The 23,955-nt window shown below is 67.1% G+C and carries 20 protein-coding genes; 8 read left to right on the forward strand and 12 right to left on the reverse strand.

Annotation, left to right across the window (positions count from 1 at the left end; genetic code table 11):
- Positions 1 to 8: 8 nt before the first annotated feature.
- The 3 genes from G3O00_RS10075 to phnA all read right to left on the reverse strand — a co-directional run bounded on the left by G3O00_RS10075 (position 9) and on the right by phnA (position 3,691).
- Complete coding sequence (locus G3O00_RS10075; protein WP_206142877.1) at positions 9 to 791, reverse strand: amino acid ABC transporter substrate-binding protein; 783 nt, start codon at positions 789 to 791, stop codon at positions 9 to 11.
- A 179-nt stretch (positions 792 to 970) separates the two neighbouring features.
- A complete protein-coding gene (gene phnY / locus G3O00_RS10080) occupies positions 971 to 2,425 on the reverse strand; it encodes a phosphonoacetaldehyde dehydrogenase (RefSeq protein ID WP_206142878.1) in 1,455 nt (484 codons plus the stop codon).
- A 27-nt stretch (positions 2,426 to 2,452) separates the two neighbouring features.
- Positions 2,453 to 3,691 carry a phosphonoacetate hydrolase gene (gene phnA, locus G3O00_RS10085; protein ID WP_174933761.1) on the reverse strand — a complete coding sequence of 413 codons (1,239 nt, stop codon included), beginning with the start codon at positions 3,689 to 3,691 and terminating at the stop codon, positions 2,453 to 2,455.
- A 208-nt stretch (positions 3,692 to 3,899) separates the two neighbouring features.
- Between phnA and G3O00_RS10090 the strand changes: the two genes are divergently transcribed.
- The 5 genes from G3O00_RS10090 to G3O00_RS10110 all read left to right on the forward strand — a co-directional run bounded on the left by G3O00_RS10090 (position 3,900) and on the right by G3O00_RS10110 (position 10,546).
- Positions 3,900 to 4,955, forward strand: a complete 1,056-nt coding sequence (locus G3O00_RS10090; protein WP_174933759.1) for a putative 2-aminoethylphosphonate ABC transporter substrate-binding protein — start codon at positions 3,900 to 3,902, stop codon at positions 4,953 to 4,955.
- A 97-nt stretch (positions 4,956 to 5,052) separates the two neighbouring features.
- Complete coding sequence (locus G3O00_RS10095) at positions 5,053 to 6,144, forward strand: putative 2-aminoethylphosphonate ABC transporter ATP-binding protein (RefSeq protein WP_206142879.1); 1,092 nt, start codon at positions 5,053 to 5,055, stop codon at positions 6,142 to 6,144.
- On the forward strand, positions 6,141 to 7,868 hold the full coding sequence (locus tag G3O00_RS10100) for a putative 2-aminoethylphosphonate ABC transporter permease subunit (protein ID WP_206142880.1): 1,728 nt from the start codon (positions 6,141 to 6,143) through the stop codon (positions 7,866 to 7,868). Before G3O00_RS10095 ends, G3O00_RS10100 begins: the two co-directional genes overlap by 4 nt.
- Positions 7,869 to 7,916: 48 nt before the next feature.
- Positions 7,917 to 9,047 carry a 2-aminoethylphosphonate--pyruvate transaminase gene (locus tag G3O00_RS10105; RefSeq protein ID WP_206142881.1) on the forward strand — a complete coding sequence of 377 codons (1,131 nt, stop codon included), beginning with the start codon at positions 7,917 to 7,919 and terminating at the stop codon, positions 9,045 to 9,047.
- A gap of 110 nt (positions 9,048 to 9,157) precedes the next feature.
- Positions 9,158 to 10,546, forward strand: coding sequence for an FAD-dependent oxidoreductase (locus G3O00_RS10110; protein WP_206142882.1), 1,389 nt, complete (start codon positions 9,158 to 9,160; stop codon positions 10,544 to 10,546).
- A 123-nt stretch (positions 10,547 to 10,669) separates the two neighbouring features.
- Here the strand turns inward: G3O00_RS10110 and G3O00_RS10115 are convergent, their stop codons facing one another.
- Positions 10,670 to 11,398, reverse strand: a complete 729-nt coding sequence (locus G3O00_RS10115; RefSeq protein WP_174933749.1) for a phosphonate utilization associated transcriptional regulator — start codon at positions 11,396 to 11,398, stop codon at positions 10,670 to 10,672.
- A 207-nt stretch (positions 11,399 to 11,605) separates the two neighbouring features.
- The gene (locus G3O00_RS10120) at positions 11,606 to 13,780 is read right to left on the reverse strand and encodes a phospholipase C, phosphocholine-specific (RefSeq protein WP_174933747.1); all 2,175 of its coding nucleotides are present in this window, start codon (positions 13,778 to 13,780) and stop codon (positions 11,606 to 11,608) included.
- Positions 13,781 to 14,008: 228 nt separating this feature from the next.
- Between G3O00_RS10120 and G3O00_RS10125 the strand changes: the two genes are divergently transcribed.
- The gene (locus G3O00_RS10125) at positions 14,009 to 14,926 is read left to right on the forward strand and encodes a LysR family transcriptional regulator (RefSeq protein WP_206142883.1); all 918 of its coding nucleotides are present in this window, start codon (positions 14,009 to 14,011) and stop codon (positions 14,924 to 14,926) included.
- 95 nt (positions 14,927 to 15,021) lie between these two features.
- Here the strand turns inward: G3O00_RS10125 and G3O00_RS10130 are convergent, their stop codons facing one another.
- Positions 15,022 to 16,662 (reverse strand): L-lactate permease, encoded by a 1,641-nt coding sequence (locus G3O00_RS10130; RefSeq protein ID WP_174933742.1) that lies wholly within the window; start codon positions 16,660 to 16,662, stop codon positions 15,022 to 15,024.
- A gap of 420 nt (positions 16,663 to 17,082) precedes the next feature.
- Between G3O00_RS10130 and G3O00_RS10135 the strand changes: the two genes are divergently transcribed.
- Positions 17,083 to 17,394 carry a DUF4148 domain-containing protein gene (locus G3O00_RS10135; RefSeq protein WP_206142884.1) on the forward strand — a complete coding sequence of 104 codons (312 nt, stop codon included), beginning with the start codon at positions 17,083 to 17,085 and terminating at the stop codon, positions 17,392 to 17,394.
- A 103-nt stretch (positions 17,395 to 17,497) separates the two neighbouring features.
- On the opposite strand, the gene gshA is transcribed toward G3O00_RS10135, so the two are convergent.
- The 4 genes from gshA to ada all read right to left on the reverse strand — a co-directional run bounded on the left by gshA (position 17,498) and on the right by ada (position 21,846).
- Complete coding sequence (gshA, locus tag G3O00_RS10140) at positions 17,498 to 19,111, reverse strand: glutamate--cysteine ligase (protein ID WP_206142885.1); 1,614 nt, start codon at positions 19,109 to 19,111, stop codon at positions 17,498 to 17,500.
- 368 nt (positions 19,112 to 19,479) lie between these two features.
- Positions 19,480 to 19,713 (reverse strand): hypothetical protein, encoded by a 234-nt coding sequence (locus G3O00_RS10145; RefSeq protein ID WP_206142886.1) that lies wholly within the window; start codon positions 19,711 to 19,713, stop codon positions 19,480 to 19,482.
- Positions 19,714 to 19,798: 85 nt separating this feature from the next.
- The gene (locus G3O00_RS10150) at positions 19,799 to 20,758 is read right to left on the reverse strand and encodes an AlkA N-terminal domain-containing protein (protein ID WP_206142887.1); all 960 of its coding nucleotides are present in this window, start codon (positions 20,756 to 20,758) and stop codon (positions 19,799 to 19,801) included.
- Positions 20,755 to 21,846 carry a bifunctional DNA-binding transcriptional regulator/O6-methylguanine-DNA methyltransferase Ada gene (gene ada, locus G3O00_RS10155; protein ID WP_206142888.1) on the reverse strand — a complete coding sequence of 364 codons (1,092 nt, stop codon included), beginning with the start codon at positions 21,844 to 21,846 and terminating at the stop codon, positions 20,755 to 20,757. Before ada ends, G3O00_RS10150 begins: the two co-directional genes overlap by 4 nt.
- Positions 21,847 to 22,289: 443 nt before the next feature.
- Between ada and G3O00_RS10160 the strand changes: the two genes are divergently transcribed.
- Positions 22,290 to 22,703, forward strand: coding sequence for a VOC family protein (locus G3O00_RS10160; protein WP_206142889.1), 414 nt, complete (start codon positions 22,290 to 22,292; stop codon positions 22,701 to 22,703).
- 21 nt (positions 22,704 to 22,724) lie between these two features.
- On the opposite strand, the gene G3O00_RS10165 is transcribed toward G3O00_RS10160, so the two are convergent.
- On the reverse strand, positions 22,725 to 23,279 hold the full coding sequence (locus tag G3O00_RS10165; protein ID WP_039364653.1) for a YaeQ family protein: 555 nt from the start codon (positions 23,277 to 23,279) through the stop codon (positions 22,725 to 22,727).
- 201 nt (positions 23,280 to 23,480) lie between these two features.
- Positions 23,481 to 23,828 carry a hypothetical protein gene (locus G3O00_RS10170; protein ID WP_011353606.1) on the reverse strand — a complete coding sequence of 116 codons (348 nt, stop codon included), beginning with the start codon at positions 23,826 to 23,828 and terminating at the stop codon, positions 23,481 to 23,483.
- Between the last annotated feature and the right edge of the window lie 127 nt (positions 23,829 to 23,955).

The raw sequence follows: 23,955 nt of genomic DNA on the forward strand, positions 1-23,955 counted from the left end.
GCCTCGCGTCACGGCTGCGACACGTCGCGGCCGAAATACTTGTGCGAGATCTTCGCGTAGGTACCGTCGGCCTTGATGTCGGCCAGTGCCTTGTCGATCGCGGCCACCAGCGCCGGGCTGCCCTTGCGCAGCAGCACGCCCGATGCGTCGCTCGCGCCGCCCGTGTCGGTCGCCGCGACTTTCAGCTTCGCGTCCGGCTTGTGCTTGCGGAAATCGAGGTACGACAGCGAATGGTTGATCGTCGCGTCGACGCGCCCCGAGCTCAACAGGTCGATCGACTCGTTGAAGCCCTGCACGGGCACGACGTCCGCGCCGTGTGCGGCTGCAAGCTTGCCGAAATTGCTGGTCAGCGTGTTCGCGGATTTCTTGCCCTTGAGATCGTCGAACGAGCGGATCGTCGTGTTGTCCGCGCGCACGATCAGCACCGCGCGCGACGTGATGTAAGGCGTCGAGAAATCGTATTTCGCCTTGCGCGCGTCGGTGATCGACACTTCGTTGACGACCGCGTCGTAGCGGTTCACGTCGAGGCCCGCGATCAGCCCGTCCCACTTGCCTTCGACGAACTGCGGCTTCACGCCGAGGCGCTGCGCGATCGCGGTCGCGATGTCGACGTCGAAGCCCGTCAGCTTGCCTGTTTCGTCGTGATACGTGAACGGCGCGTATGTGCCTTCGGTACCGACCCGGAACACGCCGGACGACTTGATCTGCGACAGGTCGTCGGCAGCCAGTGCGCTCGTGACCGAAACGGCCTGCAGCATGGCGACGACCAGGATGGAGCGAAGGAATTTCATGGTGCGGACCCCGAATGATTGGAGGGAATATTCCCGCGGCACATGCATGCCGTTCGAGAGGTCCGCGAATTCTACCGACGCGTCGAGGCCCGGCAAAAACGCAAATCGGCTATCGATATGAGCCGATCGAATAACGCGCGCACCGGCCGCGAAACCGGTGCGCGCGGCTTACACGCCACTTACCACGGCAGCGAATACGTCTTCGTATTCGTGAAGCTCTTCATCGCTTCCTGCACGCCTTCCTTGTAGCCGAGCCCCGAATCCTTCACGCCGCCGAACGGCGTCAGTTCGAGCCGGTAGCCCGGTACTTCGCGCACGTTCACGCTGCCGACTTCCAGCTCGGTGATGAAACGCGTGATGTTGTCGAAGCGGTTCGTGCAGACCGATGACGACAGCGCATAGTCGGTGCTGTTCGACATCCGGATCGCTTCGTCGATGTCGCTGAAGCGCATGATCGGCGACACGGGGCCGAAGGTTTCGTATTTCACCAGCGGCATGTCGGGCGTCACGCGATCGATCACCGTCGGCGAATACAGCGCGCCGTTGCGGACGTTGCCGACCAGGAGCCGCGCGCCGCGTGCAATCGCGTCGTTCACCTGCTGCTCGCAGAACTTCGCGGCCGCCTCGTCGATCACCGTGCCCATGTCGACCGACGGATCGGCCGGATTACCGTACGACCACGCGCGCGTTTTCTCGACCACCAGTTCCGTGAAGCGATCGGCCACCGACTCGTGCACGAGCATCCGCTTGATCGCGGTACAACGCTGCCCCGAGTTCTTGTACGAGCCCGACACCGCGAGCGTGCTCGCTTCGTCGAGATCGGCGTCTTCCATCACGATGATCGGATCGTTGCCGCCGAGTTCGAGCACCGCGCGACGGTAGCCCATCCGCGACGCGATCGACTTGCCGATCGACACGCCGCCCGTGAACGTGATCAGGTCGATCGCCGGGTTCGTGATCAGCTCGTCGGCGATCTCCCGCGGGTCGCCGGTGAGCACCTGCAGCATCTGCGGCGGCAGGCCGGCTTCATACAGGATGTCCGCGAACAGGTAGCACGACAGCGGCACCTTCTCCGACGGCTTCACGACGATCCGGTTGTTGGTCGCGACCGACGGCACGATCTTGTGCGCGACCTGGTTCATCGGGTGGTTGAACGGCGTGATCGCCGAGATCACGCCGAGCAGCGGATCGCGCTGCGTGTACACGCGACGCTTCTTGCCGTGCGGGGTCAGGTCGCACGAGAAGATCTGCCCGTCGTCCTTCAGCACTTCGCCGGCGCCGAACGTCAGCACGTCGGCCACGCGCCCTGCTTCGTACGTCGAATCCTTGATGCACAACCCGGCCTCGGCCGTGATCAGCGCCGCAATCTCCGCGGTGCGCGCACGCACGATGTCGGCCGCGCGACGCAGGATCGCGGCCCGATCGTGACGCGTGAGCGTCGGCCGATAGGCCCGCGCGGCCGCGAACGCGCGCCGCACGTCGTCCAGCGTCGCCTTCGGCACGGTGCCGACCAGCGAGCCGTCGTACGGGTTGCGCACTTCGATTACCGCGTCCCGATGAATCCGTTCCCCATCGATTCGCAGTGCTTCGCGACGAATCTCGCGGACGTCCGTCGATGCTGCAATGGCGTTCATGAGTGTCCCCTTACGGATGCGTGCGCATCACTGCAGATGGTTGAGCGCGATGTCGATGATGTCGAAGTTGCGCAGCCGCGCGCGGCCCGACACGTCGCCGGCGACCGGCTTGCTGAAGATCAGCGGCACGATCTGTTCGGAGATCCCGCCGTGCGAACGCAGCGGCACGTCGAGGCCCGACAGGTCGTGCTTGATGCGGCGCGTGCCGAGCACGACGTCCTGCTTCGAGATCACGATCAGGTCGCCCATCCGCGCCGGCGGCAGCTCGAAGCGCGCGCAGCCCTCGGCACCCGTCAGCACGACCTCGATGCCGTCGACCGCGGCAAGCCGGGCGCGCAGCGCCTCGGCGTCGGCCGTCGCCGGCACGTAGACGGTCGCGAACGAGCCGAGCGCGCCATGGTGCACGACGTACGGATCGGTGATCGGCAGGATCACGCGCGCCGCATCCTCGCCGAGCCACTCGTCGAACAGCTCCTGCAGGTAGATCACGTTCGGCTCGCCGGTTTCATCGTCGTGCTTCGCGTTCATCCCGTGGTCGGCCGTGATCGCGACGATCGCGCCGAGCTCGTCGAGGCGCTGCAGGTACTTGTCCATCATCGCGTAGAACGCGTTCGCGCCTTCCGTGCCGGGCGCGCACTTGTGCTGCACGTAGTCGGTGGTCGACAGGTACATCAGGTCGATCGGGCGCGTCTCGAGCAGGCGCACGCCGGCCGCGAACACGAATTCCGACAGGTCCGCGCTGTACACGCTCGGCACCGGCTTGCCGACCAGCTCGAGCACGTTGTCGATGCCGTTTTCCTCGATGCTCGCCTCGTCGGCCTTTTCCGACGAGAAGCAGATGCCCTTCAGCCCCTTGCCGAGCAGGCGGCGCAGCTTGTCCTTCGCGGTGACGACCGCGACCTTCGCGCCTTGCTCCGCGAACGTCGCGAGCACGGTCGGTGCGACCAGGTACTTCGGATCGTTCATCAGCACCTCGGCGCCGGTGTCGCGATCGTAGAAGTAGTTGCCGCTTATCCCGTGGATCGCCGGCGGCACGCCGGTAACAATCGACAGGTTGTTCGGGTTCGTGAAGCTCGGCACCACGCACTCGCCCTTGAGCGCCGTGCCCGGCTTCAGCAGCGTGCGCAGGAACGGCGCGACGCCGGCCTCGGCCGCTTCTTCCAGATATTCGTATGCGCAGCCATCGACGCAGACGACCACCACGGGCCGGCTCATCCAGTTGTAGCGGCGGCCGTTCACTTCCACGGATACAGGCGTTTCAATCATGACGTTCAATCCTTTCAGTTCGAAGGGTAGAGCCGTCGGCGCCCGCGTCGCGCCGAAGGGAGGTGTTTTCCATGCTTGACATTAAAATTGATGATTTGTAGATTGTCAACAACATGCAGAGAACAGAAAGCAAAACAACGCAGCAGCAAGAGGGCTGGTCTCCACTCATCCGCCGCGTGCCGCGGCGCCACAGTCAAGGGGTCTGAAGATGAACGAAGTGCCGGTAAACAAGCGTTTGAACGCATGGGCGGCGGGCGCGGCCCGCTTCGCGCTGGCCGCGGCGGTCGCGCTCGGCGCGGTGCAGGCGGCGCACGCGAAGACGTCGCTGCTCGTCTATACCGCGCTGGAAGACGAGGCGATGAAGCCCTACAAGGACGCGTTCGAGAAAGCGAACCCCGATATCGAGATCCGCTGGGTGCGCGACTCGACCGGCTCGGTCACCGCGAAGCTGCTCGCGGAGAAGAACAACCCGCGCGCGGACGTCGTGCTCGGCCTCGCCGCATCGAGCCTGACGCTGCTCGACCTGCAAGGGATGCTGATGCCGTACACGCCGAAGGGCTTCGACCAGCTCACGCGCAAGTACAGCGACGCCAACACGCCGCCGCACTGGGTCGGCATGGACGTGTGGGGCGCGACGATCTGCTACAACCGCGTCGCCGCGCAGGCGAAGGGCATCCCGAAGCCGACGTCGTGGGAAGACCTGACGAAGCCCGTCTATAAAGGCGCGATCGTGATGCCGAGCCCGGTTTCATCCGGCACCGGCTATCTCGACGTGACCGCGTGGCTGCAGACCTTCGGCGACGACAAAGGCTGGAAATTCATGGACGCGCTCGACAAGAACGTCGCGCAATACGTGCACTCGGGCTCGAAGCCCTGCACGCTCGCCGGCACCGGCGAATTCCCGATCGGCATCTCATTCGAGTTCCGCGGCCACGAACTGCAGTCGCAGGGCGCGCCGATCGATCTCGTGTTCCCGAAGGAAGGGCTCGGCTGGGACATGGAAGGCACCGCGATCATGAAGACGACGAAGCAGCCCGACGCCGCGAAGAAGCTGGCCGACTTCATGGCGAGCAAGGACGCGAACCAGATCACCGCGCGCTGGTGGGCAATCGTCGCGTATCCGGGCGTCGCACGGAAGCTGGCCGGCATCCCCGACAACTACTCGGACCTGCTCGTGAAGAACGACTTCGTGTGGTCGGCGAAGAACCGCCAGTCGATTCTCGATACATGGCAGAAGCGCTACGGCGCGAAGGCACAGCAGTAACGTCGCGACCCGCCGCGGGGCCGCGCCGCGCGCCGCCCCGCGCCACCCTTCCTATCGTCGAATCCGGCCCCCGGGCCGCCCCAGCATGGAGGCGCGCATGGCACCTTATCTGAGCGCAGAACGCATCGAGAAGCGGTACAACGACACGCAGGTCCTGACCGACATCAACCTGAGCGTGATGAAGGGCGAAATGATCTGCTTCCTGGGGCCGTCCGGCTGCGGGAAGACCACGCTGCTGCGGATCATCGCGGGGCTCGAGACGCAGAACGCCGGCCACATCATGCAGGACGGCCGCGACATCTCGCGGCTGCCGCCGCAACTGCGCGACTACGGGATCGTGTTCCAGTCGTACGCGCTGTTCCCCAACCTCACGGTGTACGACAACGTCGCGTACGGGCTCGTGAACCGCAAGATGAAGCGCGACGCGATCCACGAGCGCGTGCACACGCTGCTCGCGCTGGTCGGCCTGCCCGACAGCCATCGCAAGCATCCGGGCCAGTTGTCCGGCGGCCAGCAGCAGCGCATCGCGCTGGCGCGCGCGCTCGCCACCTCCCCCGGCCTGCTGCTGCTCGACGAGCCGCTGTCGGCGCTCGACGCGCGGGTGCGCGTGCGGCTGCGCCAGGAGATCCGCGCGCTGCAGCAGCGGCTCGGCGTGACGACGATCATGGTCACGCACGACCAGGAGGAAGCGCTGTCGATGGCCGACCGCATCGTCGTGATGAACCACGGCGTGATCGAGCAGATCGGCACGCCGCTCGAAATCTACCGGCAGCCGGCGTCGCCGTTCGTCGCGGACTTCATCGGTCGCGTCAACATGATTCCCGCCGAAGTCGCGCTGGACGGCACGCTGCGCGCAGGCATGGTCGGCCTCGACTGCCGTCATGGCACGGCACGCCCCGCGCAAGGCGCGGCGGTGTCGGTCTACGTGCGGCCCGAAGACCTGCGCATCCGCGTACCGGGCGAGACGGCCGACAACGTGCTGGCCGGCCGCGTCGAGAAGCTCGAATTCCTCGGTGCGTTCTGCCGCGTGAGCTTCCGGATCGACGGGCTCGAGGGCCAGGAGATCGTCGCCGACCTGTCGTATCACGACGTCGACCGCACCGGCGTGCAGGCCGGCGCGCGCATCGACCTCGCGCTCGATCGCGAGCATGTCCGCGTGTTCCCGAGCGCGAAGGAGCGACTGCAATGAGCACCGTCCTGACCGAGCGCCGCCGCGGCGCCTCCGCCCCCGCCGACGTGCGGCAGATCACGCACTGGCACGACCGCATCGCGCAGCTCGCGCTGCTGGCGATGGCCGCGCTGATGTCGATGTTCCTGCTGCTGCCGCTCGCGCTCGTCGTACAGAAATGCTTCGTCGATGCGGACGGGCGCTTCGTCGGCGCGCACAACTTCATCGAGTATCTCGAGGACAGCGGCGTGCTGCGCTCGATGCTGCATTCGCTGACGGTCGGCGCGCTCGTCACGTCGATCGTCGTGCCGATGGCATTCACGTTCGCGTATGCGCTGACCCGCTCGTGCATGCCGTTCAAGAACGCCGCGCGTACCGTCGCGCTGCTGCCGCTGCTCGCGCCGACGCTGTTGTCCGCGGTGTCGTTCATCTACTGGTTCGGCAACGCGGGGCTGTTGAAGCCGCTGCTGCACGGCCATTCGATCTACGGGCTGCCGGGCATCGTGCTGAGCATGGTGTACGCGTCGTTCCCGCACGTGCTGATGATCCTCGTCACTGCGCTGTCGCTCGCCGACGGCCGGCTCTACGAGGCCGCCGACGCGATGGGCACGCGCCGCATGCGCAAGTTCTTCACGATCACGCTGCCGGGCGCGAAGTACGGGCTGATCAGCGCGACGATGGTGGCGTTCACGATGTGCATCAACGACTTCGGCGTGCCGGTCGTAATCGGCGGTTCGTACAACGTGCTGTCGACCGACATCTACAAGCTGATCATCGGCCTGCAGGACTTCAACCGCAGCGCGGTCGTGAGCCTGATGCTGCTGTGCCCGGCACTCGTCGCGTTCGGCGTCGACTTCTTCATCCGCCGCCGCCAGCAGTCGCAGCTCGGCGCGCGCTCGACGCCGTACCAGCCGAAGCCGTCGCGCGGCTTCGACGCCGCGATGCTCGCGTACTGCGGCATCGTGTGCGCGTTCTTCATCGCGGTGGTCGGCATCTCGGTGTTCGCGTCGTTCGTGAAGTTCTGGCCGTACCAGATGAGCCTCGGGCTGCAGCACTACAAGATGGGGCTGATCGGCGCCGGCATCTTCGACGCGTACAAGAACAGCCTGCGGATGGCCGCGACCGTGGCGCTCGGTGGCACGATCGTCGTGTTCGGCGGCGCATACCTGATCGAGAAGACGCGCGGCGCGCGCTGGCTGCGCGGCTTCATCGCGCTCTGCGCGATCCTGCCCATGGGCGTGCCGGGGCTCGTGCTCGGCATCAGCTACATCTTCCTGTTCAACGCGCCCGGCAACCCGCTGAACGGGCTGTACGGCTCGCTGTGGCTGCTCGCGATCGTCACGGTGGTGCACTACTACGCATCGAGCCACCTGACCGCCGTCACCGCGCTCAGGCAGATCGACAGCGAGTTCGAGGCCGTGTCCGCGTCGCTGAAGGTGCCGTTCTACAAGACCTTCCTGCGCGTGACCGTGCCCGTGTGCCTGCCCGCGATCCTGCTGATCGCGCGCTACCTGTTCGTCAACGGGATGACGACGGTCTCGGCCGTCGCGTTCCTCTACTCGCCCGACACGCAGCCCGCCTCGGTCGCGATCCTGAACCTCGACGACGCGGGCCAGATGGGTCCGGCCGCCGCGATGGCCACGCTCGTGCTCGCGACGTCGTCGTTCGCCTGCGTGCTGTTCGCGTGCATCTCGCATCGACTGTTGCGCCGCACGCAGGCCTGGCGCAACCCGCATCGCCACTGACTTTTTAGCCGCATTCACGTGACGTCCCGACTTCATCAAGGAGACACCATGACGCTCGCCGCCCAGCCCATCCTGCTCACCCCCGGCCCCCTGACGACCTCCGACACCACGCGCGACGCGATGCTGCGCGACTGGGGATCGTGGGACAGCGACTTCAACGCGATCACCGCGCGGCTGCGCGAACGCCTGCTGCAGATCGTGCACGGCGAAGGCACGCACGAATGCGTCCCGCTGCAAGGCAGCGGCACGTTCTCGGTCGAAGCGGCCATCGGCACGCTCGTGCCGCGCGACGGCCACGTGCTCGTGCCGAACAACGGCGCGTACTGCCAGCGCATCGCGAAGATCTGCCGCGTGCTCGGCCGCCAGCTGACGACGATCGACTACAGCGAGGATCGCCGCGTCGATCCGGCCGACGTCGAACGCGCGCTCGTCGCCGATCCGACCATCACGCACGTCGCGCTCGTGCACTGCGAGACGGGCGCCGGCGTGCTGAACCCGCTGCACGACATCGCGCTGGTCGTCGCGAAGCACGGCCGCGCGTTGATCGTCGATGCGATGAGCTCGTTCGGCGCGATCGACATCGACGCGCGCACGACGCCGTTCGACGCGGTGATCGCCGCGTCCGGCAAATGCCTCGAAGGCGTGCCGGGGCTCGGCTTCGTGATCGCGAAACGCAGCACGCTCGAACGCTGCGAAGGCAACAGCCACTCGCTCGCGATGGACCTGTACGACCAGTGGGTCTACATGCAGCGCACGACGCAGTGGCGCTTCACGCCGCCGACGCACGTGGTCGCGGCGCTCGACGCCGCCGTCGGGCAATACGTCGACGAAGGCGGGCTCGCTGCTCGCGGCGGCCGCTACCAGCGCAACTACCGCGCGCTGATCGACGGGATGCTCGCGCTCGGCTTCCGGCCGTTCCTCGATCCGGCGATCCAGGCGCCGATCATCGTCACGTTCCATGCGCCGGACGATCCGAACTACGACTTCAAGCGGTTCTACCAGGAGGTCAAGCAGCGCGGCTACATCCTGTATCCGGGCAAGCTGACCGAGGTCGAGACGTTCCGCGTCGGCTGCATCGGCCACTTCGGCGAAGCCGGCATCCCGGGCGCCGTCGCCGCGATCGCCGACACGCTGCGCGCGATGGGTGTGCGCCGCGTGTCGGCCGAAGCGGCAGTGTGACGTGATGCACTACGACCTGACGTGATGGTCCCCGCCGCATGCACGTTCGCATGCGGCGGCCGGTTGCTTCGGGCCGTGCGCGACACGGCCCCTTTTCGAAGACCCCTCCCATGCGACCCTTCTGGATCGAACAAGCGCTGTTCAACGACGGCGATCTCGCCCCCGCGCTGCAAGGCGAAACGCAGGCCGACGTGTGCATCGTCGGCGGCGGTTTCACCGGGCTCTGGACGGCAATCCAGACGAAGCAGCAGAACCCCGCGCTCGACATCGCGATCGTCGAGGCCGACCTGTGCGGCGCCGGCGCGAGCGGTCGCAACGGCGGCTGCCTGCTCACGTGGTCCGCGAAATTCCTGACGCTGCGGCGGCTGTTCGGCGAAGCCGAGGCGATCCGGCTCGTGAAGGCATCCGAAGCGGCCGTGCAGCACATCGCCGATTTCTGCCGCGCGCACGACATCGATGCCGAGCTGCGGCTCGACGGCACGCTGTACACCGCGACGTCACGCGCGCAGGTCGGCACGCTCGCGCCGGTACTCGACGCGCTCGCCGCGTGCGGCATCCACAGCTACGAGCCGCTGCCGCCCGCCGAAGTCGCGCGCCGCTCGGGGTCCGCTCGCAATCTCGACGGCGTCTATTCGCCGATCGCAGCGACCGTGCATCCCGGCAAGCTCGTGCGCGGGCTGCGCCGCGTCGCGCTCGCGATGGGCATCCGGATCTACGAACGCACGCCGATGCTCGACTTCACGCCCGGGCAGCCGGCCGTCGTGCGCACGCCGTCCGGCAGCGTGAGCGCGGGCAAGCTCGTGTTCGCGATCAACGCGTGGATGGCGAGTCGCTTCCCGCAATTCGAGCGCACGATCGCGGTCGTGTCGAGCGACATGGTCATCACCGAGAAATGCCCGGAGCTGCTCGAGAAAACCGGGCTCGTGGACGGCGTATCCGTGCTCGATTCGCGGATCTTCGTCTACTACTACCGCACCACCGCCGACGGGCGGCTGATGCTTGGCAAGGGCGGCAACACGTTCTCGTGGCGCAGCCGCATCGCGCACGTGTTCGACCGGCGGTCGCCGTACGAGGCGCAGCTCACGCAAAGCCTGCGTGAGTTCTTTCCATCGCTCGCGGGCGTGCCGGTCACGGCGAGCTGGAATGGGCCGTCGGATCGCTCGGTCACCGGCTTCCCGTTCTTCGGCCGCCTCGACGACGCACCGAACGTGTTCTACGGCTTCGGCTACTCGGGTAACGGCGTGGGGCCGACCTATATGGGCGGGCAGATCCTGTCGTCGCTCGTGCTCGGCCTCGACAACGCGTGGACGCGCAGCCCGATCGTGCGCGGCCCGCTGGGGGCGTTCCCGCCGGAGCCGATCCGCTATGTCGGTGCGCACGTCGTGCGCAATGCGATCCGCCGCAAGGAACGCGCGGAGGACGAAAGCCGGCAGCCGGCCGTTGTCGACACGTGGCTCGCGAAATTCGCGAGCGCGGCCGGGAAGGCCGACAAGGCGTGACGCTGCGTTGATCTGCAGGGCCTGCGTGACTTGAAGACGCAATGAAAAAGGGACGCTGCGAAGCGTCCCTTTGCTTTGTGCTTTGTGCTGTACGCGGCAATCCGCGCGAGCGTTGCCGGGCGCTTACGCGCGCACGGGTTTTTCCCGCGCCGCCTTGCCCGCCGCCGGCAGGCCTTGCTCGTGCGTGCGGCGCATGCGCTCGAGACCGTGCGAGAGGTGCTCGCGCACGAGCGCCACCGCCTGCTCCCCGTCGCCGCCCGCAAGCGCCTGCACGATCTTGTCGTGCTCGGCGGCGGACACGGCGATCGCATCCTCCTCGGCCTCGATCGCGGCCTGGCGCAGCAGGCCGAGCTGGCGCACGAGCCGGCGGTAGGTATCGGTGAGGTGCGTATTGCCGACGCCGACGACCATCGCGTCGTGGAACTGCACATTCAGCTCGGTGTAGCGCGTGACGTCGTGCGTCTTCGCGGCGTCCTTCATCGACTGGATGATGCCCTTCAGCACCTTCAGCGTGTCGGGCGAGATGCGCTTCGCGAGCGCGCGCGCGACCGACTCGTCGAGCATCGCACGCACTTCGTAGATCTCCTCGGCCTCGCGCAGCGGCACGACGCGCACCGTCACGCCGCGATTCTTCTCGTTGCGCAGCAGGCCGGCCTGTTCGAGCGCACGGAACGCCTCGCGCACGGGGCCACGCGACACGTTCAGCTTGGTCGCGATCTCGACTTCGTTGAGCTTCTCGCCAGGCGCGTATTCGCCGGAGACGATCGCGCGCTCGAGCATGTCCTGGACGATCATCGCGAGCGACTGGCTTTGCAGGAGTTCGATGGCGCTGAGCGCGTTCGGGGCTGTCATGGTCGGGCAGGCAGCAAGGCTGCGGTAGAAAGCGAGGGCGCCATATCGGCGAATGATCCTTATATACCCTCGGCCTGACACATTGTCAACAGTTTTCAGTTTCCAAAAACCAATTCCGCCTGCCGGAATGCAACCAAGACGCAACCGGCAGGCGGGGTGACGCGCAGCGGGCCGACCTCGCCCGCCTCGCGCGACACGTGCCGACGGTCAGGCCGTCGTGTGCTTCACCGGCCCCGGATCGCTGTGGCTCGGCCGGCCCGTCTCGACGTGGCCCGCGAAGCGGCGCACGACCTTGTCGTCGCCGCCGCGCAGCGTCGTCGCGGTGATCGTCAGATCGTACCAGCCGTGGCTCGACGACAGCTCGAAGTGATCCTCGATACGCTCGCCCGGCTCCAGCGTGTAGGTCCGCGCATGCTTGTGGCTGTATGCGTTGTCGACCGTCACGCGGCACGTCGCGCGCCCGCTGTTGCGCAGTTGCAGGTACACGTGACGGTTACGCACGTCGTAGCCGATCCGCGCTTCGGCGTTCGCGTGGCGGCCGTCCGCCGCGAGCCGCGTGTTGCCCTGGAACTCGCACAGATAGCCGTTCGGGCCGTAGGCCGCGAGATGGTAGTCGCCGCGTGCGGCCGACGTGTTCCACGTGTCGACGAAACGGTCGTGCGCGGACACCGCGTACCGGCGCGGGGGCGTCGTCGGGTTGCGGCGGTCGTACACGTAGAACGCGGCGCCTGCATCACCGGTGTTCGCGAAGTCGAGCGACACGCTGTCGTCGTGCCCGCTCACGCGGCTGTGCACGAACAGCTCGTACGGCAGCGCACGTGCCGGACGCGTACCGGGCTCCTGCGCCGGCATCGACTGCTGCGCGGGCACCTGGTACGCCTGGCCGGCCGTCGCGATGTGCTGCGGCACCGTGAAGCTCACCGTGCGCGTGTCGGGGCGCGCGGAGAAGTCGAATGCCGACGTGAGGTCGCCGCAGATCGAGCGACGCCACGCGCTGATGTTCGGCTCCTTCACGCCGAAACGCGCTTCGAGGAAACGCAGCACCGACGTATGGTCGAACGTCTCCGAGCAGACCCAGCCGCCCTTCGTCCACGGCGAGATGATGATCAGCGGCACGCGCGGCCCGAGGCCGATCGGCTGGATGCCGCCCGGGTCCGCGCCCGGCACGAGCGGGCTCATTTCGCCCGGGTACTTGTTCAGGTCGAGCAGCTCGTCGCCAAGATTCGACAGCAGGTTCGACGACACGATGCCCTGGCCGCCCACGCCGCTCGTCACCGGCGGCACCGGCGGCACGACGTGGTCGAACAGCCCGTCGTTTTCGTCGTAGTTCAGGATGAACACCGTCTTCGCCCACACTTCCGGGTTCGACGTCAGCGCCTCGAGCACCATGTTGATGTAGAACGCGCCGTCGGTCGGCGAGGCCTGCGGGTGCTCGCTGTACTTGTACGGCGACACGATCCACGACACCTGCGGCAGCCGGTTCGCCTGCACGTCGGCCTTCAGCTCGGCGAGCGTGTGGTCCGATGCGCCCTTGTCGACCAGCGGGCCGCTCGCGCCTTCCTTCACCTGGAAGCGCTTGAAGAACATCAGCGAGTTGTCGGTGTAGTTGTCGGTCGGGTCGCCCGGGATGCCCGTGCCGCCCTGGTACACCTTCCAGCTGATCTTCGCGTTTTCGAGGCGTTCCGCGTAGGTCGTCCACGTATAGCCGTTCACGTCGTCGCGCTCGCCGATGCCCGGGCCGTTCGGCGGATTGCCGTAGATGTTGCGCGGGTCGACCGTGCCGGTCCACAGGTAGATGCGGTTCGGCGCGGTGTCGGCGTGCGCGGAACAGAAGTACGAATCGCAGATCGTGAACGCGTCGGCCAATGCGTAGTGGTACGTGAGATCCTGGCGCTTCAGGTAGCCCATCGTCAGCACGTCCTGCTTCTGGTTCACCCACTGGTCCCACTGGCCGTTGTTCCAGGACAGGTGGCCGCTGCTCCAGCCGTGGTTGGTGCCCGGCTGGAATTCGGTCGTCTGCTTCGGATCGAGGTAGAACGGCAGCACGTACGGCGCCGACGGATCGAGGCCGCGCGAATGGTAGTTCTTCGTGAACACCGATGCGGGCGGCTGTTGCCACACCGGTGCGCCGCTCGGCAGCAGATGCGGGCGCGGATCGTTGAAGCCGCGCACGCCGCGCAGCCCGCCGAAGTAATGGTCGAACGAACGGTTTTCCTGCATGAAGATCACGACGTGTTCGACGTCGCGGATCGTGCCCGTGCGATAGGCGGCCGGCATCGCCAGCGCATTGCGGATCGCGGGCGGGAAGCCCGCGTAGGCGGCCATCGCGCCGGCCGACTGCGCGGCGAGGCGCAGGAAATCGCGTCGATTGTTCGAAGACATGAAGAGAACCCTGTTGTCGGTAGGAGTGGGGCGCCGGTCGAGCGGGGCCGGCGGTGGTGCGTTGCCGTTATTACCCCGCATCGGCGTGTCCCGGCCGTGACCGGTTACCGCAGGTTTCTTTTGGTTACCCACAAGAATTTTTTCGAAGCGGCACACGACGCGCCTTTCATCCGGCCGACACACGCATGCGCTACGCTGACGCGCGATACAGAGGGGAGAAGCCGAGTCGTGTTCGATCAGCTGAAGGCGTTCCACGCGACCGTCCGGCAGGGCAGCATCACGCGCGCCGCGCGCCACCTGGGCGTGAGCCAGCCGACGATTGCCGCGCAGATCCGGCAGGTCGAGCAGGTGTACGGCGTCGAGCTGTTCTACCGCAGCGGCCGCAAGCTCGAGGTCACCGATACCGGCATCGAGCTGCTGCCGCTCGTCGAGAAGATGATCGCGCTCGAGGCGCAGGCCGACATCATGCTGCGCAATGTCGGCGGCCTGTTCGAAGGCCACCTGCGGATCGGTGCGACGGGGCCGTACTACATCATGGACGCGGTCGGCCGCTTCTCGAACGCGCATCCGTCGATCGCGCTCACGTGCCGGATCGGCAACTCCGAGGAAATCCTGCAGGCGCTGCAGGAATTCCGCATCGACCTCGCCGTCTCGTCGCAGCGCAACGATGCCGACGGCCTCGAACGCAAGGTGATCTCGACCGACCCGCTCGTGCTCGTCGTGCACCGCAACCATCCGCTCGCGCGTTTGGACGCGATCGATCCGGCGCAGCTCGCCGATGTACGACTGCTGATTCGCGAAGAAGGCTCGGTCACGCGCCGCTGCACGGAGACGATTCTCGAAACGGCCGGAGTCGCGGCCGTCTCGGTGGCCGAGATCGGCAGCCGCGAAGCGATCCGCGAGGCGATCCTGCACGGCGTGGGCGGCAGCCTGTTTCCGCTCGGCGAGGCCGAACGTCATCCGGATTTGCGCGTGATCGCGCTGCGCGGCGTCGACACGACGATCGACGAATACGTGTACTACCTGAAGGCGCGCCGCCAGAGCCCCGCGATCGACGCATTCCTCGCGTGCATCCTGCCGGCCGGCAGCGACGCGGCCGCGGCGGATGAAGCAGGACGAACGGCGCGGCGGGCGAACGCGCGCTGAACCGCCGCGCGTTCGCCGGTACCGCACATCAGTGGCGCTTTTCCCGCGCCTTCCCTCGTTTTTCCTCGTGCCTTCCTTCTGTCGTTGCGCTCACATCACTTCGGCAGTGCCGGAATCATCCACGTCAGTACGTGCTGCTGCAGGAACACGAGCACGCCGAGCAGCAGCGTGAGGATCACGCTGTGCCAGAACGTGCGCGCGAACACGACACCTTCCTGCCCTTTCAGGTCCGTCGTCGACACACCCGTCGCGATGTTCTGCGGCGAGATCATCTTGCCCATCACGCCGCCCGACGAGTTGGTCGCGGCCATCAGCACCGGGTCGAGGCCGAGCTGCCGCGCGGCGACGACCTGCAGGTTGCCGAAAAGCGCGTTGCCCGACGTGTCGCTACCGGACAGGAACACGGCGATCCAGCCGAGCGACGCGGACACCAGCGGGAACAGCGCGCCGGTCGACGCGACGCCGGTGCCGAGCGTGTAGCTGATCCCCGAGTAGTTCAGCAGGTACGCGAGCCCGACGATCATCATCACCGTGACGATCGCGATCCACGTCTGCCGCCAGGTCTTGACCACGCATTCGAAGAACGCGCCGACGCCGGTGCGCGTCAGCGCGGCCGTGATGATCGCCGAGACCAGGATCGCGGTGCCCGTGCCGAGTGGCTGGAAGTCCCAGATCGCCGCATAGGGCTTGTGATACAGCGACACGAACACGGCGTTGTGCAGGCCCGGCCACTTGATCTTCACGTCGCCGATCGCCGCGATGTTCGCGTGCACCCACACGATCACGACCACCGACACGACGAGCCACGGCAGCCAGCCGCCGAAGCCCGCGCGCGCGGCGCCGGCCGTTGCCGGCACGCTGCGCGCGAGCGCGTATTGCGGATCGGGCTGCGGCTTCCACACCTGCAGGAAGCCGATCGTGACGATCAGCGACGAGAGCGACGACAGCACGTCGGTGAGCTGGTAGCCGAGGAAGTTCGACGTGACGAACTGCGCGATCGCGAAGCTGCCGCCCGACACGAGCAGCGCGGGCCACAGCTTCGAGATCGAGCGCAGCCCGCCGTACGCGCCGACCACGTAGAACGGCAGCAGCAGCGCGAAGAAGGGCAGTTGTCGGCCGACCATCTGCGCGAGCGTCGCGGGCGGCAGCGACGTGACCGCGCCGAGCACGGTGATCGGCACGCCGAGCGCGCCGAACGCGACCGGCGCCGTGTTGAACAGCAGCGTATAGGTGAGCGCTTCGAGCGCGGGGAAACCGAGCGCGATCAGGAGTGCGCTCGTGATCGCGACCGGCGTGCCGAATCCCGAGATCCCTTCGAGCAGGCATCCGAACGAGAACGCGACGACGAGCAGCACGAGGCGCCGGTCGTCGGGCAGGTTGTCGAGCATCCACTGCCGGAACTGGTCGAAGCGGCCCGACTTCACCGCGATGTTGTACAGCAGCAGCGCGTTGAAGACGATCCACATCACCGGCACGACCGCGAGCGCCATGCCCGCGCCGACCGCGTTGAACGCGAGCCCGGCCGGCATGCCCCATGCGCCGATCGCGACCGCGAGGCCGGCGACGAGCCCGGCGAGCGACGCCTGCCATGCGGGCCGGCGCAGCACGCCGAGCGCGATCAGCGCGACCGCGATCGGAATCGCGGCGACGAGGAAGGACAGCAGCAGCGAGTTGGCGACCGGCGTCAACGGCTGTGCGAAGACGATGCCGGGCGGTAGGGCGTCGGTGGGGTTCATCGTGTCTCCAGAGTCGACCCAAGCTGGCATCGGGATGCCCCGGGTTCGGTACAAGGCGATGTCCTGCGGTCACGACCGAGATCAGGCGCTTGCGCACGCAACGACGTCGCACGGCCAACCGATCGGTCGCTTAAAAGAGGTTAGGAGGCGCGCGACGCTTGTACAAGGGGGACAAGCCCGATGCGTGCCGACCCGATACGAACCCGCCGCCACACGCTGACCGGCAGCGGGCAGCCCGCTGTCTCGTTCGGCAGGAAGCCCGCCGCGAGCGGCTCACCCGCGCAATGTTGCACATGCGGCAAAGGTACCTGACGGCGGGCGGGATGTTTCGTTTGGCGTCCGAAGCCTAGACTGGTCGCATCGATTCCGCCCGCGCCGGCCACGGCAGGCACGGCACCGGAACCTCACGGAGTGAACACGATGAAGACGATGAAACAGGCGGCATGCGCATGCGTGCTGATCGGCGCGGCCTTCGCCGCTCACGCGCAGGCCGCGTCGACGCTGACGCGCGCCGAGGTCCGCCAGGAACTCGTGGAGCTGCAGGCCGCCGGCTATCGGACGAGCCTCGCCAGCAGTCCCGACTTTCCGGACAACATGCAGGCGATCATGCGCCGTGCCGCACAGGCACGCGGCGAGGACGCCGGCTACGGCAGCGAAGGCGGGGCAAACGCGGAATCGGGCAAGCCGGTGCTGCCGCACACGATCGATCGCGGCACCTACGCACACCATTGACGGCTGATCGAACCGGATCGAGCGCACAACGGAGCGCCCCGACCGGCGACGGAGATACGCAGCATGCACCGCGCCGACCGACGCGGTGCACATGCGCCAGGCATTACACGCTGAAGCGGTTCAACGTATAGGCGCGATAGGCCGCGACGAACGCGTCGAACGATCCGGCCTCCTTCGCTTCGAGCTCGGCCTGCTCGGCCAGCGATTTCGCGGCAAGCGCCTGCTCGGTGCGCAGCGTATCCGCCGACGGCGGATGCGCGCGGAAATGCGCGGCATGCGCTTCGCTCTGCGCCAGCGCGAACCCGAGGAACGACTGACCGCGTTCGCGCATCGTGCGCAGCACGTGCGCGGACGGCGTGCGGTCCGGATCGGCGAGCTTCTCGCGTTGCGCGGCAATCGCGCGCACGTGCTCGTCGCCGCCGCGGATTTCGTCGAGACGACGGCCGACGGTTTCGATATCGGCCATCAGGTCGTCCGCCCACGCTTGCAGCGTGACCGGCTGGCCGTCGCGCTGCAACGTAAGCCCCGGCTTGCGCCCTTCCATCGTCACGCTGCCGAAGTTCGCATTCGCTTCCTTGTACGCGGGGCAATCGAGCGCCGGGCTTTCGTCGAGCGCGCATGCGAGCAGGAACGCGTCGATGAAGCGCGCGGTTTCCAGTGCGATGCCGGTCGGCTCGAACGGATCGATGTCGAGGCAACGCACCTCGATGTACTGCACGCCGCGCGACGCGAGCGCATGCAGCGGCCGCTCGCCCGAGTACGTGACGCGCTTCGGCCGGATCGTCGAGTAGAACTCGTTCTCGATCTGCAGCACGTTCGTGTTGATCTGGATCCACTCGCCGTCGCGATGCGTGCCGATCGCCTCGTAGGCCGGATACGGCTCGCTCACGGCCTTCGACAGCGCATCGAGATAGCCGGGCAGCGTGTTGTAGTCGACGTGCAGCGCGGCCTGGGCGGTCGTGTTCGAGTAGCCGAGATCGCTCATCCGCAGGCTCGTCGCATACGGCAAGTACAGCGTATCGGCGTCGAACGTGTCGAGCCTGTGCGGCTTGCCGCGCAGGAACTTCGTGTCGAGCGCGGGCGACGCGCCGAACAGGTACATCAGCAGCCAGCTGCGGCGGCGGAAGTTGCGGATCTGCGCGAGATAGCGCTCCGACTGGTAGTCAACGAGCGTGGCCGTCGAGCCCTCTTCCGCATGCAGGCGCCGCCACACTTCCTCGTGCAGCGAGTAGTTGTAGTGGATGCCGGCGATGCACTGCATCGTGCGGCCGTAGCGATACGCGAGGCCGCGCCGGTACACCGTTTTCAGGCGGCCGATGTTCGATGTGCCGTAGTCGGCGATCGGGATCTGGTCGTCGGCCGGCAGCAGGCCGGGCATCGAGTCGTTCCACAGCATCTCGTCGCCGAGCGACGCATACACGTAGCGATGCAGATCGTCGAGACGTTCGAGCGTGATCGCGGCGTCGCCTTCCGCGGGCGTGATCAGCTCGATCAGCGCTTCGGAATAGTCGGTCGTCAGCGACGGATGCGTGAGCGCCGAACCGAGCGCGCGCGGATGCGGCGTGAACGCGATCATCCCGTCGCGCGTCACGCGCAGGCTTTCCTTTTCGATGCCGCGCAGGCCGTCGGGCAGATGCTGCCGCGTCGGGCCCGAGCTCAGCGCTTCGAGGCGATTCAGCAGCAGTTCGGACTGGCGGTGAGTCATGGTGTTCGACATGGAGACGCAAGTGCGTGACGGCCGCGCGCAGAACGCCGCGCGCGGCCGGCTGGATTGTTGGTCGCTTCGTTGGTAGCGGGCACTTTAACATCTCGCCGAAACACGCGCTTGAGGTGGCTCCGGGCACGGTGCGCGGGCCGGAGCGGGCCGCCGGACGGGCCGGTCGCGGCGGTCGTCACCTCTGCCACCGGTTCCATGCGGCGGCAACGGGCGCGCCGGTTACGCGAATTCGTCCGATGGAAGATGACGCGCGGACGGGTGGTGGCAGGTGCAACCGTGCTGCCAAACCGACGGCGGAAAGCAGGGGTAAGTGGGCATCGCACGACCGGCAGCCTGCGGGCGACGGATGCGCGGAATTGCCGTGACGGCTAATGTCCGGTGTCGGTGTCGGAGTCGGTGTCGGTGTCGGTGTCGGTGTCGGTGTCGGTGTCGGTGTCGGTGTCGGTGTCGGTGTCGGTGTCCGTGTCCGTGTCCGTGTCCGTGTCCGTGTCCGTGTCCGTGTCCGTGTCCGTGTCCGTGTCCGTGTCCGTGTCCGTGTCCGTGTCGGTGACGGAGTCCGGAGTCCGGAGTCCGGCGTCCGGCGTCCGGCAGGTAGGCTGCACATGTCGGCACGACCTGCGCAACAAGATGCATCGCGGCCTGGCGACGTCGCACCCGGCCGCGATCCCCAGCGATCACCCGTCGCCCTCAACCGCCGCGCGCACCGCCCGCCCGGTCGGCCACTTCATTCCACAAATGCAGCGCCGCATATGCGCGCCACGGCCGCCAGCCCTCAGTGCGGTGCTTCTGGGTCGCGAGCCGGTCGAGCGCGGGATCGCGCGCGGTAATCGACTGCATCAGCACGAGATCGGAGGCCGGCCATGCGTCCGGATCGCGCCACGCGCGCATCGCGATGTATTCGACGGTCCACGGGCCGATACCGGGCAGATCGAGCCACGCACTGCGCAGCGTCGCGAGATCGGCATGCTCGCGATCGACCGGCACGTCGCCGGCCGCCACCGCGCGCGCCACGCCCGTCAGTGCCGCCACTCGCTTGCCGGGCATCCCGATCTTGTCGAGGTCACAGGCGGCCAGCGCATCGGGCGTCGGAAAGCGCCACGCAGGCGCGCCGTCGTCTTCATGAACCACTCGCTCTCCGGCCCGCTCGACGAGCCGGCCGACGATCGTCGTCGCGGCCTTCACGCTCACCTGCTGGCCGACGATCGCGCGCACGGCCAGCTCGAACCCCGACCATGCGCCCGGCACGCGCAGCCCCGGCGCGGCCTCGACGAGCGGCGCGAACCACGGATCGCGCGCGAGCCCGCTGCCGATGGCGGCCGGATCGGCGCCGAGGTCGAACATCGTCGCGACACGCGCGGCGAACGCGTCATCGACATGACGCGCGACCGCGCCTTCGACCGTCGCAACCAGGCAATGCTTGCGCGGATGTTTCGCGACCGTGAGCCGGCCGGCGTCGCCGTGCAGGTCGACGATGCGTCGATACACGCCGTCCGCCACCTGCTCGACGCCCGGAATCGCGCGCCCGCTGAAGAAGCGCAGCACGCGCGCCCAGTCGTAAGGCGCATTGAAGCGCAGCTCCATTTGCGCGGACGGCGGCACCTGGCCGCCGTTCACGATGGACGTAATCGTTGTTTTTGCGATGCTCAAACTGCACTGCCCTCCGCAACGGACTCGGTTTGATCGTCGTTCACATGCCGCGCCTCGGACGCGAGCAGCGTCGCCTTGCGGCGCACGCCCCAACGATACCCGGAAAGCGCGCCGCCCTTCTGTACGACGCGGTGGCACGGAATCGCGAGCGCGACCGGGTTCGACGCGCACGCGGACGCGACGGCACGTACCGCGCGCGGCGAACCCAGCGCCTCGGCGATCTCCGAATAGCTGCGCGTTTCGCCGTACGGAATATGCGTCAGCGCCTCCCATACGCGCTGCTGGAATGCAGTCGGCGCGATGTCGAGCGGCAGGTCGAATGCGTGACGCGTGCCGTCCAGGTACGCGCGAATCTGCGAGACGAACGGTGCGAGCCGTGCCGACGCTTCGACCAGTTCGGCCCGCGCGAACGCGTCCTTCAGCTCGCCGACGAGCGCGGCCGGTTCGTCGCCGAATGCGATCCGGCAGATGCCCTGCTCGGTCGCGGCGACGAGCACCGTGCCAAGCGATGTCGACGCGGTCGCATAGTCGATCCTGAGACCCGCACCCTGGCGGCGGAACGCCGACGGCGCCATCCCGAGTTCGCGCGGCACCGACGCATAGAGCCGCGACGGCGAGTTGAAGCCCGCGTCGACGGCCGCCTGCGTGACCGGCTGCCCGCTTTGCAGCGCCTGCCGCAGCGCGGCGCCGCGCTGCGCGGCCTGGTACTGCCGCGGCGACACGCCGACCACGCGCTTGAAGAGCCGCTGAAGGTGAAACGGGCTCACGTGTACGGCATCGCTCAGTTGCTGCAGCGTGAGCCGTTCGGCATGCGCGTCGAGCACCGCGCACGCGCGGTTGACGATCTCGAGCTCGCGCGGCAGCCCTTCCGGCTGGCAGCGCTTGCAGGGCCGGAAGCCGGCCGCACGCGCGGCGGCCGGATCGGCGAAGAAGGACACATTTTCGCGACGCGGCTGCCGCGACGCGCAGGTCGGGCGGCAGAACACGCCGGTCGTGCTCACGGCATAGAAGAACGCGCCGTCCGCATGCGGATCGCGCTTGGTGACGGCGCCCCAGCGGGCATCATCGGTCGGATAGGCGGTTTTCATCTGAACCTCGCACTCTCTAGTGTAGATGGTGCCTACTCTAGACATCGGCACGTGCCGTCGCGCCCTGAATCTTGCTCTGTGATTCTTGCTCTGACTCGCCCCGGATAATCGGGGGCGCATCGACCGAAAATAAATCTGACAAAACGCGCGCGCCGGCCGTTACAGCGCCGATTTCGTCATCGTCCCGTCACCATTTTGCTGCACCGCAGATGCGACAAATCGCCGTCCTGACGTTTTTTTGCATTCGAAATATTGCGTCGCACCATCGCCGTGTGTATAGTTGGAACTGTCTCCTCCATGTCTCCTCCTGATATGGATTAAGCCCGTTCCGCTCTGCGTGAACGGGCTTTTTTTCGTCCGTCGATTGTGCCGCGTTCCGGCCGGCGGCGCAGGCGCGATGCGTCTACACTCGATCCTCGTGGACTGCGAAGGAGAGCCTGCCCATGAAACCGACCATCCGCGCGATCGATCACATCGTGCTGCGCGTGACCGACATGGCTGCCATGACGCGCTTTTACTGCGACGCCGTCGGCTGCCATGTGGAGAAGGAACAGCCCGATCTGGGCCTGGTACAGCTGCGTGCCGGCGACGCGCTGATCGACCTGCTGTCGGTCGGCGGCCCGATCGACCGTCCCGACAGCGGCCCGCCCGGCACGGGACGCAATCTCGATCACCTGTGCCTGCGCGTCGAGCCGTTCGATCCCGACGCCTTGACCGCCCATTTCGCCGCGCATGGCGCACGGCCGGGCGCGCCCGCGGAGCGCTACGGCGCAGGCGGCTACGGGCCGTCGATCTACCTGTTCGACCCGGAAGGCAACATGCTCGAATTCAAGGGGACACCGGCCGCGATCGGCTGAACGCGGCCGGCGCGCGGGCCGTCACGCGTCCGCGCGCGCCTTCAGCACCGTCCATTCGACCGCCACCGGATCGTGGTCGGCGCTCGAGATCCACGCGGCGCCGTCCTGCACGGTGCACTGCAGGCGCATCGTGCGCTCCGCGAGTTTCCCGAGCGCGGCCGCGACACCGTCGTTCAGCGACAGCACCTGCACGTTGCGCAGCCGCTCGACCTTGCTGCGCACGCCCTGCCACCAGATATCCGAAGTCTTGCCGCCGTATGCGATCACCGTGACCTGCCCGGCGCGGCCGGCTGCCTTCGAGATGCGCCGCTCGTCGGGTTGGCCGGCTTCGATCCAGACATCGATCGCGCCGGTCAGGTCCTTCTGCCACAGATCGGGCTCGTCGACGTCCGACAGCCCTTTGCAGAATTCGAGCCGCTCGTGCGCGAACAGCGCGAACGCGACGATGCGCACCATCATCCGGTCGTCGGTTTCCGACGGATGGCGTGCCACCGTCAGCGCGTGATCGGCGTAGTAATGCCGATCCATGTCGGCGATTTGCAGTTCGGCTTTGTAGATCGTGGATTTCAGCGCCATGCGGATGCGGCCCGGGCGGGCATTCGGTTCGGTCGGGCCGTGATGATACCGAATGCTGGCCGTCCGGCGCGTGTCATGCGCCACTTCATGGGCCAGCCACAGCGCAACGGCCCGGCATGTGCCGGGCCGTGTTCGATTCGCGCCGCCGGCTCATCGGGCCGGCGCGCTCGCGCGTCGTGTGACGGCGCGATGAAGGGACGGTTACTGCTTGACGAAGCGCGAATCGGTCCAGAGACCCTGCTGGTCGCTGTTGTCGGCGCTGACGAACTGCACGTCGCCCTGGTCGACCGACACCACGCGGAAGCGCTGGCCTTCCGGCACCGACAGGCAACGGTAGTCGTCGAAGTATTGCTGCTTCGCCTGCGACTTGCCGTCACGCTCGTGGCTCAGTACGGAGTCCAGATTGTCTTTCGACAGGCAGCCCCATGCGTTCTTCGTCAACTGGATTTCCTGCTTCGGCTTGACGGCCGAATCGCCGCCGGCTTGGGCAATCGACACCGCGCAAAATGCGCCGACGAGGGCAAAAAGGATACCGGTACGCTTCATCATGTTCTGTCTCCAGGCTTGCGGGCACCAGGCTTGGGTTAGCTATGCGTTTACAGGTGATCGTGAACCCGCGCTTTTCACTTTAGAAGACCGGCAAGCGATATCAAGCACATTTGTTGTGCGACCGCAA

Origin of the sequence: Burkholderia sp. Ac-20384, from assembly GCF_017104605.1 — a bacterium.
GTDB classification, from domain to species: Bacteria; Pseudomonadota; Gammaproteobacteria; order Burkholderiales; family Burkholderiaceae; genus Burkholderia; species Burkholderia lata.

Coding starts and splice junctions, on each gene's coding strand:
- G3O00_RS10105 (WP_206142881.1), top strand. CDS start 7,917: ATGACGCTCGCCGCCCAGCCCATCCTGCTCACCCCCGGCCCCCTGACG.
- G3O00_RS10135 (WP_206142884.1), top strand. CDS start 17,083: ATGAAGACGATGAAACAGGCGGCATGCGCATGCGTGCTGATCGGCGCG.
- G3O00_RS10160 (WP_206142889.1), top strand. CDS start 22,290: ATGAAACCGACCATCCGCGCGATCGATCACATCGTGCTGCGCGTGACC.
- G3O00_RS10170 (WP_011353606.1), bottom strand. CDS start 23,828: ATGATGAAGCGTACCGGTATCCTTTTTGCCCTCGTCGGCGCATTTTGC.
- G3O00_RS10100 (WP_206142880.1), top strand. CDS start 6,141: ATGAGCACCGTCCTGACCGAGCGCCGCCGCGGCGCCTCCGCCCCCGCC.
- G3O00_RS10095 (WP_206142879.1), top strand. CDS start 5,053: ATGGCACCTTATCTGAGCGCAGAACGCATCGAGAAGCGGTACAACGAC.
- G3O00_RS10115 (WP_174933749.1), bottom strand. CDS start 11,398: ATGACAGCCCCGAACGCGCTCAGCGCCATCGAACTCCTGCAAAGCCAG.
- phnA (WP_174933761.1), bottom strand. CDS start 3,691: ATGATTGAAACGCCTGTATCCGTGGAAGTGAACGGCCGCCGCTACAAC.
- G3O00_RS10120 (WP_174933747.1), bottom strand. CDS start 13,780: ATGTCTTCGAACAATCGACGCGATTTCCTGCGCCTCGCCGCGCAGTCG.
- gshA (WP_206142885.1), bottom strand. CDS start 19,111: ATGTCGAACACCATGACTCACCGCCAGTCCGAACTGCTGCTGAATCGC.
- G3O00_RS10165 (WP_039364653.1), bottom strand. CDS start 23,279: ATGGCGCTGAAATCCACGATCTACAAAGCCGAACTGCAAATCGCCGAC.
- ada (WP_206142888.1), bottom strand. CDS start 21,846: ATGAAAACCGCCTATCCGACCGATGATGCCCGCTGGGGCGCCGTCACC.
- phnY (WP_206142878.1), bottom strand. CDS start 2,425: ATGAACGCCATTGCAGCATCGACGGACGTCCGCGAGATTCGTCGCGAA.
- G3O00_RS10090 (WP_174933759.1), top strand. CDS start 3,900: ATGAACGAAGTGCCGGTAAACAAGCGTTTGAACGCATGGGCGGCGGGC.
- G3O00_RS10075 (WP_206142877.1), bottom strand. CDS start 791: ATGAAATTCCTTCGCTCCATCCTGGTCGTCGCCATGCTGCAGGCCGTT.
- G3O00_RS10130 (WP_174933742.1), bottom strand. CDS start 16,662: ATGAACCCCACCGACGCCCTACCGCCCGGCATCGTCTTCGCACAGCCG.
- G3O00_RS10110 (WP_206142882.1), top strand. CDS start 9,158: ATGCGACCCTTCTGGATCGAACAAGCGCTGTTCAACGACGGCGATCTC.